The 1,124-nt window shown below is 63.9% G+C and carries 1 protein-coding gene; it reads left to right on the top strand.

Annotation, left to right across the window (positions count from 1 at the left end; genetic code table 11):
* Positions 1–1,012 (top strand): recombinase family protein (locus tag BN4346_RS42325; protein ID WP_235653769.1); only part of this gene is annotated, 1,012 nt, incomplete at its 5' end.
* Between the last annotated feature and the right edge of the window lie 112 nt (positions 1,013–1,124).

The raw sequence follows: 1,124 nt of genomic DNA, 5'->3' as shown, positions 1-1,124 counted from the left end.
GATGCTGGCCGATCTGGAATCGGGTGATCGTGATGCGGTGATCGTCTACAACTTGGATCGGCTGCATCGGCGTCCGGTGGAGTTGGAGGAGTTCGTCACGCTGTGCGAGTCGGTGGGGGTGCGTGATGTGGCGACGGTGACCGCCGATATCGACTTGGGTAATGATGACGGGTTGTTCATGGCACGGATTTTCGCGGCGTTCGCCGCCAAGGAGTCGGGCCGCAAGTCGGCGCGTGTCCAGCGGAAGATGTTGCAGAACGCCCAAGCGGGGTTGCCGCATGGTTCAGCACGGCCGTTCGGCTACGAGGACGACAAGATCACCGTGCGTGAGTCGGAGGCCGCGGTGGTACGCGAGATGGTGGATCGGTATCTGGCTGGGCAGTCGTTGCGGTCGTTGACGATCTGGCTCAACGAGACTGGTATCGCTCCGAGCGTGGCGAAATCGTGGCAGACCACATCGGTGCGCCAGGTGATGTCGTCGGGCCGGATTGCGGGGTTGCGGGAGCATCGCGGGGAGGTGATCGGGGCGGCGGTGTGGCCAGCGATCATCACCGCCGCGCAGCGCGATCGGGTGCTGGCACGACTATCGGCACGCTCGGTGACGAAGACCCGCACGGCGCGCACGTATCTGTTGTCGGGGATGTTGCGGTGCGGCCGCTGCGGTAACCGGCTGTATTCCCAAGCACGGCATCGTAATCCGCAGAATCGGGTGCGCCGTTATGTGTGTTTGAAAGGCCCGGATCATGGTGGGTGCGGCCGGTTGACGGTGGTCGCCGCCCCGGTGGAGGAGCTGTTGACCGAGTCGGTGCTGACCCGACTGGATTCACCGCAGCTGGCGGATGTGCTGGCCGGTAAAGCCAGTGCTGATCACGATGTGGCTGCGCTGGCCGCTGCGGTCGAGGCGGATCAGGAACGCCTTGATGAGTTGGCCGGTTTGTATGCCGATGGGGCGATCAGCGCGCGGGAGTGGATCGCTGCGCGTGATCCGATCACCGAGCGGATCACGGCGTGATCCAACACCGCTTTGACGATGGCTTGCTGACGACCTAAATCCAGATCAGTCCAGCCGGCACGCAATGCACCGCCCGTACCCACCAGCTCAAAGATCGCGGTGGTGTCGGTGG

It is taken from the genome of Mycolicibacter icosiumassiliensis (assembly GCF_900078685.2).
GTDB classification, from domain to species: domain Bacteria; phylum Actinomycetota; class Actinomycetes; order Mycobacteriales; family Mycobacteriaceae; genus Mycobacterium; species Mycobacterium icosiumassiliensis.
This window is presented reverse-complemented; position numbering and strand designations above follow the sequence as displayed.